The sequence below is a fragment of the Streptomyces misionensis genome (assembly GCF_007896895.1).
Taxonomy (GTDB): Bacteria; Actinomycetota; Actinomycetes; order Streptomycetales; family Streptomycetaceae; genus Streptomyces; species Streptomyces misionensis_A.
In genome coordinates, this window is record NZ_VOGW01000123.1 from 1 (window position 1) to 11,041 (window position 11,041).

An 11,041-nucleotide genomic window follows, 5' to 3' on the forward strand; every position below is an offset into this window, starting at 1 on the left:
ACCCCGGCCACGACCCCCGACGTCACGGTCACCGTCATCGTCTACAACGACGCGGCCCGTCTGCCCCGGGCGGTCGCCTCGCTGCGCGCGCAGACGCACGCCGACATCGAGATCATCATCAGCGACGACCACTCCACCGACGACACGCCGGCGGTGGCGCGCCGTCTGGAGGCCGAGGACCCCCGCGTCCGCTATCTGCGGCTGCCGGAGAACAGCGGCGGGTGCAGCGCCCCGCGCAACCGGGCCATCGAGATCGCCCGCGCGCCCTATCTGATGTTCCTCGACAGCGACGACGAACTCCCGCCGAACGCCGTGGAGTTGCTGCTGGCCGCGCATCGCGAGCGCGAGGTCGACTTCACCATGGGCGCGGTGCGCCGGGTCCGCGTGGACAACGGCCGCCGCACGACGTGGATGCCGCACCTGGTCGCCGAGCACCGCACGATCGAGGGCATCGAGGCGGACCCGCGGCTGTTCTTCGAGCACCTGTCGACCAGCAAGATGTACGCCCGCGCCTTCCTGGACCGGCACGACCTGCGCTTCCCCGAGGGCATCCACTACGAGGACCAGTTGTTCTCGGCGCAGGCGTACTGCCTGGCCAAGGCGTTCACGATCATCCCGGACCCGGTGTACGTCTGGTACATCGACCCGTACGCGGCGGCCGCCTCGGCGTCCATCTCCAACCAGCGGCACAAGGTCACCAACGTCCGGGACCGGGTGCACGTCCAGCGGCTGATCGACGACTTCCTGGTGGAGAGCGGGCACGCGGGGCTGCGGGAGGACAAGGACTACAAGTTCCTCAAGCACGACTTCCGGATGTACGCGGGCGACCTGCCGTACCGGGACGACGAGTGGCTGGCCGCGTTCGCGGACATCATGAACCCGTACCTGGACACGCTGGCCCCCGGCGCCTACACCCGGCTGCCCCGCCCCGAGCGGATCGTCCTCGAACTGCTGCGCTCGGGCCGCCTCGCCGACGTCCGGGCGGCGGCGCGCGGGCTCGGCCAGGAGGTGGCGCCGCGCCGGGTCACCTCGGACGCGGCGGGCGTGCCGTACTGGGGCGACAGCGTCCCGGACACGGACCGGGGCCGCCGTGAACTTGCCGTTGCCGACCTGGAGTTGGACACGCGCCCGTTCCCGACGGCGCAGTTCCGCCACGAGATCACCGAGCTGACCCGGGGCAGCGGGGCCTCGCTCACGCTGGCCATCCGCACGTACGACCCCGGGCTGCGGCTCCCCGTGGGCCCCCAGCGGGCCGGACTGATCCTCTCCCCGGGCGGGCGCCGGATGACGGTGCCCTTCCGGCTGGACCCGGTCAGCCCCGGCGTCTTCGAGGGCAGCGTCCGGCTGGACCTCGCCGCCGCACAGCTCCCCCTCCAGGGCTTCGAGGGCATCCGCCACCCCCTGGTCCGGCTGAACCAGCAGGGCCTGTGGAACTCCGGCGTCCTGCTGGCCCCGCTGGACTTCCCCGCGGCCACGGCCCGCGTCGACTACCGCTCCGGTGCGACGCCGCACGAGGTCACGGTGGAGCCGGAGGGCCGCAACCCCGGCCGCCTCCAGCTCCGCTGGCGCCCGGTGGGCGCGACGGCCACGGTGATCCGGCCGGTCCTGCGCAAGATCGCCCGTCCCCGGGTCCGCAAGGCGGCGAAGCTGGTGGCGAGCGTCCTGAAGTAGCGCCGGGCGAACATGCCGGCGTCACAGCACCGCGGCCCCGTGGATGTCCACGGGGCCGCGGTGTTTCACGACGGCTGCGGGCGGCTCAGCGCACGACCCGGTACAGGACCTGGCTCGCCGGGCCGGTGGTCACCTTCCGCAGGCCCGGCCCGGCCAGGCTCGCCGGCCCGACGACCCACCGCACGCCGTACTCGCGCAGGATGCCCTGCCGCTGCGCCGGGGACGTCCCGTCGGCGAAGAACCGGTCCACCGCGGCCGACCGCCGCGCGGCGTCCGGCAGGAACACATCGGGGTATCCCGGCGCGACGGTGTACGCGCCGTACGCGGGGATCTGCCGCGACGGATACGTCCGCGCCATCACCACGTCCCCGTACCGCACCCACGGCGTGATCCAGTGGTATCCCACCCACGGTGCCTGGTACTTGGCCGCCAGCACGGACGGCAGCGCCCCCTTGCCGGTCGCGTACCCGAGCGTCCCGGCCTGCGCCCACGCCCCGACCGCCAGCGCGACGCCCAGCACACACGCCCACCCGGTGCGCACCGCCCGGCGGCCGGCCGACACCACCTCGAGGGCGGCGGCGAGCTGTGCCGGGATCAGCGCGGCGGGCATCGCCCGGCCCCAGCTGTAGTGCCCGGTCAGCCCGCCCGCCGCGAACACCAGCGCGCCGAGCAGGAAGAACAGCACGAGGGCGTCCCACCGGTCGCGCCGAAAGCGCATCGTCAGCGCCGCCACCCCCAGCAGCACCAGCCCGAACCGCGTGCCCAGATGCTCGTACAGCGGCTTGTGGATGGCCTCCAGGCCGGACCCGGCGGAGAACAGCGAGAAGAAGTCGTAGTACGGCCACAGCCACAGCAGCACCGCCCCGAGGAGCAGCCCGCCGCCGAGCCGCAGCCACACCGTGCGGCCGGGCCGCGCGGAGACCACCATGGCCAGCGCGCCGAGCGTGGCGACGACGCCCGTGAACTGGTGGCACAGCAGGATCAGCGCCCACAGCACACCCAGCCCCAGCCAGCGCGCCCAGGACGCCTCAGCCCGCAGGGCGCGGGTGAGCCAGGCCCAGAAGTGGAAGGTGAGACCGAGGGCGAACACGCTCGGGTAGGCGATGGTCAGCGCGAGGGAGTGCAGGCCGACGAAGCCGCTCCAGTTGAGGACCGCCGTCCCCCACAGCAGCACCAGGCTCAGCAGGGCCAGCGCCGGAGCCGCCCGGTGGGCGCTGAGCGTGCGCACGTACCGCCACACGCCGGTCACCAGCAGGGTGAGCCCCGCCAGCGCGGCGACGCGCAGCACCACGAACACCGACAGGCCGGTCACCTTGGCGAGCGCGCCCAGCACCAGCATCCACGGCGAGTAGTACGGGCTCGGGGTGTCCGCGTCGACCAGCGGGTTGCCGGGGTGCGGCAGGTCGTGGCTCAGCCGCTGGATGGTGGCCGCGTGCATGCCCAGGTCGCCGATCCACGGCAGCCGGGCGATCACCAGGAGCAGCAGCACCAGGACCAGCACGGCGGCGGCCTGGGGCAGTGCCCGGGCCGCCCGCGCGGTGCCGTTCGGTGCGCCGGGGCGGCTCACGTGCTCTTCGAGGTCAGACGGCGCTGCGTGCATCCTGCTGGAACACCCGTATGCGATAGACGAGGAAATGAAAGCCCAGGTAATTCGCTCTCACAGCGCAGACCCTATCCGAATCACACCGATTAGCAGGAAACGGTAAATCGGCAGATCGCTTTTGTACAAAGGTCGGCAAGAAAGGGAACGCCCCGGTCCGACGGTCCGTCGGCCCGGGGCGTTCCCTCGTCCTACGGCTACGAGTGCGTGCGCAGCAGCGTCCGCATCGTCCGCATCGCCACCGACAGGTTGGCGAGGTCGAAGGAGTCCGAGCTGCGGATCTCCTCCAGGGTGGTGCGCGCCCGGCTCAGGATGGGGGCGTTGCGCTGCTCCCACTCCCCGAAGCGCTGCTCCGGCGTCGAGGTGCCGTTGCCCGCCGTGAGCACGTCCGCGGTGAGCGCCGCGTGGGCCGCGTACAGGTCCTCGCGGATGGAGGCGCGGGCCATGGACTGCCAGCGGTCGTTGCGCGGCAGCTCGATGATGCGGTCCATCAGCTGGCTGATGCCGAGGCGGTCGGCGAGGTCGTAGTAGACCTCCGCGACATCCAGCGGCTCCTTGCCCATCCGGTCGGCCACCGAGACGATGTCGAGCGCCGGGAAGGCGGAGGAGAACCCGGCCACGCGGGTGGCCAGTTCGTCCGGGACGCCGGCCGCGGACAGCTCGTCGTACACGTGCTGGTACCACTCCAGGTCCGCGCCGCGCACCAGCTTGGGCAGCTGCTGCCAGACCTGCTCGACGCGCTCCGCGAAGAACTCCACCGTCTCGGCGAGCTGGAGCGGCTGCGGGCGGTTGTTGAGCAGCCAGCGGGTGCCGCGCTCGACCAGGCGCCGCGAGTGCAGCCGGATCCGGGTCTGCACGCCCGCGTCGACCCGGTTGTCCAGGGCCTCCACCGCGTCCCACACCGGGGCGGAGCAGAAGATCGCGCGGGCCGCGGTCTGGGCCCGGACGATCTCCTCCAGGGAGGCGCCGGTCTCCTCGCGCAGCCGGTGCAGATACGTCGTACCGCCCGTGTTGACCGTGTCGTTGACCAGCACCGTGGTGGTGATCTCGCGGCGCAGCGGGTGGTTGTCGACGGCCTCCGCGAACCGCTCGCGCAGCGCGGTCGGGAAGTACGCGTGCAGCAGGGTGCGCAGGTACGGGTCGTCCGGCAGCGAGGTGTGCAGCAGCTCCTCGGCGATCGTGATCTTCGTGTACGCCAGCACCACGGCCGTCTCCGGGCCGGTCAGGCCCTGGCCCTGAGCGAGGCGCTCGCGGATCTGGCGGTCGGTCGGCAGGAACTCCAGGGCCCGGTCCAGGTGACCCTCGCGCACCAGGTGGCGGATGAACCGCTGCTGGGCGTGGAGCATGTCCTTGGCCTGGAACAGCGCGTTGGCGAGCGCGGTGTTCTGCGCGTAGTTGTTGCGCAGCACGAGCGCGCCGACCTCGTCGGTCATCTCCGCGAGCAGCTTGTTGCGCTGCTTGACGGTCATGTCGCCGTCCGCGACCAGGCCGTTGAGCAGGATCTTGATGTTCACCTCGTGGTCGGAGGTGTCCACGCCGGCGCTGTTGTCGATCGCGTCGGTGTTGATCTTGCCGCCCTGCGCGGCGAACTCGATCCGGCCGAGCTGGGTCAGACCCAGGTTGCCGCCCTCGCCGACGACCTTGACCCGCAGGTCGGCGCCGTCGACGCGGATGGCGTCGTTGGCCTTGTCGCCGACGTCCGCGTTGGACTCCGCGGACGACTTCACGTAGGTGCCGATGCCGCCGTTCCACAGCAGGTCGACCGGCGCCTCGAGGATCGTCTTCATCAGGTCGGCCGGGGTCATCTTGGCGACCTTGCCCTCGATGCCGAGGGCCTCCCGGATGTGCGCGTTGAGCTGGATCGACTTGGCGCTGCGCGGGAAGATCCCGCCGCCCGCCGACAGCAGCTCGGTGTTGTAGTCCGCCCAGCTGGAGCGGGGCAGCTCGAACAGGCGGCGGCGCTCGGCGTACGAGGTGGCCGCGTCCGGGTTCGGGTCGATGAAGATGTGCCGGTGGTCGAAGGCGGCGACCAGGCGGATGTGCTCGGACAGCAGCATGCCGTTGCCGAACACGTCACCGGACATGTCACCGATGCCGACGACCGTGAAGTCCTCGGACTGGGTGTCCACGCCCAGCTCGCGGAAGTGCCGCTTGACGGACTCCCACGCGCCGCGCGCGGTGATGCCCATGCCCTTGTGGTCGTAGCCCGCCGAACCGCCGGAGGCGAACGCGTCGCCGAGCCAGAAGTTGTACTTCTCGGCGACCCCGTTGGCGATGTCGGAGAAGGTGGCGGTGCCCTTGTCGGCCGCGACGACCAGGTAGGTGTCGTCGCCGTCGTGCCGGACCACGTCCTTGGGCGGGACGACCTCGCCGCCGACCATGTTGTCGGTGATGTCCAGCAGCGCCGAGATGAACGTCTTGTAGCTGGCGACGCCCTCGGCCAGCCACGCGTCGCGGTCCTTGGCCGGGTCCGGCAGCTGCTTGGCGACGAAGCCGCCCTTGGCGCCCACCGGCACGATGACGGTGTTCTTCACCATCTGTGCCTTGACCAGGCCCAGGATCTCGGTGCGGAAGTCCTCACGCCGGTCGGACCAGCGCAGACCACCGCGCGCGACCTTGCCGAAGCGCAGGTGCACGCCCTCGACGCGCGGCGAGTACACCCAGATCTCGAACGCCGGGCGCGGCGCGGGCAGGTCGGGGATGGCCTGCGGGTCGAACTTCATCGACACGTAGTCGTGCGGGCTGCCGTCGGCGCGCCGCTGGAAGAAGTTGGTGCGCAGGGTCGCCTTGATGACGGTCAGGAAGGAGCGCAGGATGCGGTCCTCGTCCAGGCTCGCCACCTGGTCCAGCGCCGCGTCCAGCTCCTCCAGCAGCGCGTCCGTCAGCTCCAGGCCGGCCCCCTGCCGCTCCGGCGACATGCGCGCCTCGAAGAGGGAGACGAGCAGGCGGGTGGTGTGGACGTTGTTGCGGAGGGTGTCCTCCATGTAGTCCTGCGAGAAGGTCGAGCCGGCCTGGCGCAGGTACTTGGCGTAGGCGCGCAGCACCATGGCCTCGCGCCAGTTCAGCCCGGCGCTGAGCACGAGGGCGTTGAAGCCGTCGTTCTCCGCGCGGCCGGTCCAGGTGGCGGCGAACGCCTCCTGGAAGCGCTCGCGGCCGTCGTCGCCCAGCAGGTCGCCGCCCGGGCCGCCGAGCGCGGGGATGCGCAGACCGAAGTCGTAGATCCAGGCGGTGGTGCGGTCCGAGCAGCGCAGCTCGTACGGCCGCTCGTCGACGACCTCGACGCCGATGCGCTGGAGCACCGGCAGCACGGCGGACAGCGAGACGGACTCGCCCGTGCGGTAGATCTTGAAGCGGCGCTCGTCGGGGGCGGCGCCCACCGGCTCGTACAGGCTCAGCGCGAAGTCGTTGCCCTCCTCGCGGGTGAGCCGCTCCAGGTGCACCAGGTCGGCGACGGCCGCGCGCGGGCTGTGGTCGGCCTTGTAGCCCTCGGGGAAGGCGTTGGTGTAGCGGCGCAGCAGCTCGGCGGCGCGCTCCTCGCCGCACTCGGCGTTGAGCGCCTCGGCGAACCCGTCCGCCCAGGAGCGGGCGGCCTCGACCAGGCGGGCCTCGATGCGCTCCTTGTCGGCGTCGGACAGCTCGGGCAGCTCGGTGCCCTGCGGGACGCGCACGACGAAGTGCAGCCGGGACAGGATCGACTCGGTGTTCCAGGCGGTGAAGTCGACGCTGGTGCCGCCCAGCTCCTCCTTCAGGATGTCGATGATCCGCAGGCGCACGCCGGTGGTGTAGCGGTCGCGCGGCAGGTAGACGAGGGCCGAGTAGTAGCGGCCGTACTCGTCCTGGCGCAGGTAGAGCCGCAGCCGACGCCGCTCCTGGAGGTAGAGCACGCTGGTGGCGATGGACTGGAGCTCGGCGGCCGGCGTCTGGAACAGCTCGTCGCGCGGGTAGGTCTCCAGGATCTGGAGCAGGTCGCGGCCGTCGTGGCTGTTGGGCGAGAACCCGGCGCGGTCCAGGACCTCGGCCACCTTGCGGCGGATGACGGGCACCCGGCGCACCGACTCGGTGTACGCGGCCGAGGAGAACAGACCGAGGAAGCGCCGCTCCCCGACGACGTTGCCGTCCTTGTCGAACTTCTTGACGCCGATGTAGTCCAGGTACGACGGCCGGTGCACGGTGGCCCGGCTGTTCGCCTTGGTCAGCACCAGCAGCTTGTGCTCGCGGGCCTTGGCACGCGCGTCGGCCGGCAGCCGCTCGAAGGAGGGGCTGACCGGGTGCTGGTCGTCCTCCGCGTGCTGCGGGTCGGAGCGCAGGATGCCGAGGCCGGTGCCGGGCACGGCGGCCAGGATGTCGTCCCCGCGCAGCTCGTACTCGCGGTAGCCCAGGAAGGTGAAGTGGTCGGAGGAGAGCCAGCGCAGCAGCTCACGGGCCTCCTCGACCTCGGGCTGGGGCATGTCGGCGGGGACCGGCTCGGTCTCCAGCTCGCCGGCGACCCGGGTCGCCGCCTCGCGCATCTTCTCCCAGTCCTCGACGGCCTCCCGGACGTCGGACAGCACGCGCAGCAGGTCGGCGGCGATCTGCTTGAGGTCGGCGCGGTCGGTCTCCCGGTCGATCTCGACGTGGATCCAGGACTCGACGTGCGCGTCGTGCGGCAGGTCATCGGCGGAGGTGGGCGGGGTCGGCAGGATCTCCAGCAGCTTGCCGGTGAGGTCGCGGCGGACCACGAACTGGGGGTGGATCACGACATGGATGCCGCGTCCGCCGCGCGTCAGCTCGTTGGTGACGGAGTCGACCAGGAACGGCATGTCGTCGGTCACGACCTCGACGACCGTGTGGCTGCACGTCCAGCCGTTCTCCTCGACCGTCGGGGTGTGCACCCGGACGTTCGCGGTGCCCTGGGGGCGGTTCTCGGCGAGACGGTGGTGCGAGACCGCGGCGCCGAAGGCGTCGACCGGGTCGCGGTCGGCGAGGTCTTCCGGTGCCGTGTGCAGGTAGTAGCGCTGGAGGAAGGCGAGGGTGGACTCGCTGTCCGGGGTGTCCGGGGCACCCTCCCCCGTCGACCCGGTCGGTAGGTGCCCCCCGACCGGGCTGTTCTCAGCTACCCGGGCGGCCCTCTCGAGCAGCTCGGCCTTGGCTTCGTCCAGCTTGGTCTGCATTGTCCTCTGGCTCCTGTCGCGCGCCGTTGCGTGACGTAGAAGGAAGTACTGGCTCTTCCCCTGCGGCCCGACGCCACGGCCCGGGGTTTCCGGTCCGTTCCGACGCTATGCCGCGAGGTGAGATGAGCGGGGGGTATTCGGCCTTTTCCGACACGACCGTCGGGTGTGACGCTGCTCTCGGCACCGTCGCTGTCCGGGCCGTCCTCGGCGTCCGGGAGGCATCCGCGCCCCCGCACCGCCCGCGAAGACCAGCGACCGCCGCCCGGTCACGGAGGTGCTCCGTGCAACCCGGGCGCAGGGCGGGAGCCGGATCGGCCCCGCGAGCTATCGCGCTGATCACGCCACAAGGCTATCGCTCCTCACCCTGGAACCGTCATGAGCCGTATGTGTACAAAACAGGGGGTCAAAGTTTGACGTTCTGCACAGCGCCGGGCGCCACCCGGGTGGCGTAACCGGAATCAGCCGGTCGAGGCGCGGGACGGGGTAGCGCCCGGCCGCCTCGCGCAGCACCCTGGGAACGACCAGGAGCCTGTCCCTGTCCGGAGGAGCGCCGACATGCCCGCGAAGATCCTCATCGTCACCGGTGACGCAGCGGAGTCCCTGGAAGTCCTCTACCCCTACCAGCGGCTGCGCGAGGAGGGCTACGGCGTCGACATCGCGGCCCCCTCCCGCAAGACGCTCCGCTTCGTCGTGCACGACTTCGAGCCGGGCTACGACACCTACACCGAGAAGCCCGGCTACACCTGGCCCGCCGACCTCTCCTTCGCCGAGGTGGACCCCGGGGAGTACGCCGCCCTGGTCATCCCCGGCGGGCGGGCTCCCGAGTACCTGCGCAACGATCCCGAACTGCGCAAGATCCTCAAGGCGTTCTTCGACGCGGACAAGCCGGTCGCCCAGATCTGCCACGGCCCGCTGCTCACCGCCGCGATCGACACCCTGCGCGGCCGGCGCGTCACCGCCTACCCGGCCCTGGAGCCCGACATGCAGGCGGCCGGCGCGAGCTTCCAGGACACGGAGACGGTGACCGACGGCACACTGGTCTCGGCGCGGGCCTGGCCGGATCACCCCGGGTGGATGCGGGAGTTCCTCAAGGTGCTGCGCGCCAAGGCCCCGGTGAACTGAGGGACCGGCGCAGCGCACCGCAGACCGGCGCGGGCCGGCGCCGGGCGCCGGTCAGACGGCTATGCGCTGCGCCACCTCGACCGCCTCCGCCAGTGAGTCCACCACGGGCACGCCGACCTCCTCCAGGCTGGCCCGGCTGTGCGACCCCCCGGTGTAGAGCACGGCCCCGGCGCCGACGTACCGCGCCGCGACCGCGTCGTCCGCCGCGTCCCCGATCACCACCGTCCGCCCCGGCTCCACCGCGCCCGCCAGCCGGGACAGATGACGCACCATGTGCTCCGCCTTGCTCCCCCCGGACGGACCGGTGCGCCCGTCCACCCGGACGAAGTGCTCCGCGATCCCGAACCCCCGCACGAGCGGCACCAGTTCCTCGTGCCCGTACATGCTCAGCAGGGACTGGCTGTGCCCCGCCGACCGCCATCCGCGCAGCAGCTCCGCCGCGCCGTCGGTCAGCGCGCACCGCGCCCGCTGCTCCGTGTAGTACCGGTGGAAGACGCCGTCCATCAGCTCCCACTCGGACGCAGTCGGCAGCCGCCCCATCAGCCGCTCGTAGAACTTCGGCACGGGCACGCAGTACAGCGCCCGGTACTGCTCCAGCGTGATCGGCGCCAGCCCCAGCTCCGCGAACGCGGCGTTGGTCGCCCCGATGATCGCCTCGTTGTCGTGGAAGAGCGTGCCGTTCCAGTCCCAGACGATGTGCGCGCTTGCCTGCTTCCCCATGCCCAAGACCGTACCCGCCGCCACTGACAATCCCGCCGGGACGGACGTCTCGCCTGGTCAGCGCCGCCCGACGAGGTTCGGGATCTCCTGCGTGGCGAACCACAGCAGCTCGTGGTCGTCGGCGCCGTCCACCACGAACTGCGCGTCGTCGTCCCCGCCGTCCGCCGCCGCCAGCGCCCCCGCCGCCGCGGTCACGTCCTGCTCCGCGTCCTCGGCGTCGACGTGGACCGCCGCCGCCTTGGCGAGCGGCACCGTCACCGTCACGGTCACCTCGCCCAGCGCGGCCGGGTCGAGCCCGCGGTCCGGGTCGACGGTGGCGGCGCCGTCGGAGACGTCCACGGCCACCACGACCCGGCGCCGCGGCGCGCCGGCGTCGGCCGCGAGCAGCCGCAGCGAGGCCAGCGCGGCCCGGCCGAGCGCGGCGTACTCCAGCTCCTCGATGTCGTCGGAGAGGTACCACTCGCGCAGCGCGGGCGTGACGGCGTACGCGAGGAAGGGGCCGGCCCCGAGCTCACCCGTCCGGTGCGCCTCGGCGAGGCCGGGGAGGGTCAGGGGGACGTAGACGCGCATGCTGGCCGCTCTTTCCTGGTCAGGGCTCCCCCGCCGTCCGGAGGGCCTTCAGGATACGTGCGGCTGTCCCCTTTCGGGTCCCTGCCCGCACCCCGTGAACGTCAACCCGACGGGCCGTTCCTCACCCGGTGCGCCCGCTTGTTTCCGGGCCTTTGGCCCTTGTCCATCCCCCTGACCGGTGACCCTTGCCTCCCCCTCGCCACCGGGG

General features: G+C 71.9%; 6 protein-coding genes. 2 read left to right on the forward strand and 4 right to left on the reverse strand.

Annotated features, from left to right (window positions below; translation table 11 throughout):
• Positions 1-1,671 (forward strand): glycosyltransferase family 2 protein (locus FRZ03_RS21560; RefSeq protein ID WP_261399288.1); only part of this gene is annotated, 1,671 nt, incomplete at its 5' end.
• 85 nt (positions 1,672-1,756) lie between these two features.
• Here the strand turns inward: FRZ03_RS21560 and FRZ03_RS21565 are convergent.
• Entirely contained in the window at positions 1,757-3,271 is a 1,515-nt protein-coding gene (locus tag FRZ03_RS21565; protein WP_398660835.1) for a hypothetical protein, read from the reverse strand.
• Positions 3,272-3,468: 197 nt separating this feature from the next.
• Complete coding sequence (locus tag FRZ03_RS21570; protein WP_146466798.1) at positions 3,469-8,421, reverse strand: NAD-glutamate dehydrogenase; 4,953 nt, start codon at positions 8,419-8,421, stop codon at positions 3,469-3,471.
• Between the two features lie 555 nt (positions 8,422-8,976).
• On the opposite strand from FRZ03_RS21570, the gene FRZ03_RS21575 reads away from it, so the two are divergent.
• On the forward strand, positions 8,977-9,543 hold the full coding sequence (locus FRZ03_RS21575) for a DJ-1/PfpI family protein (RefSeq protein ID WP_146466799.1): 567 nt from the start codon (positions 8,977-8,979) through the stop codon (positions 9,541-9,543).
• Positions 9,544-9,594: 51 nt separating this feature from the next.
• Here the strand turns inward: FRZ03_RS21575 and FRZ03_RS21580 are convergent, their stop codons facing one another.
• Positions 9,595-10,263: an HAD family hydrolase gene (locus FRZ03_RS21580; RefSeq protein WP_146466800.1), complete on the reverse strand. Its 669-nt coding sequence runs from the start codon at positions 10,261-10,263 to the stop codon at positions 9,595-9,597.
• A 57-nt stretch (positions 10,264-10,320) separates the two neighbouring features.
• Complete coding sequence (locus FRZ03_RS21585; RefSeq protein ID WP_146466801.1) at positions 10,321-10,833, reverse strand: DUF6912 family protein; 513 nt, start codon at positions 10,831-10,833, stop codon at positions 10,321-10,323.
• Positions 10,834-11,041: the final 208 nt, after the last annotated feature.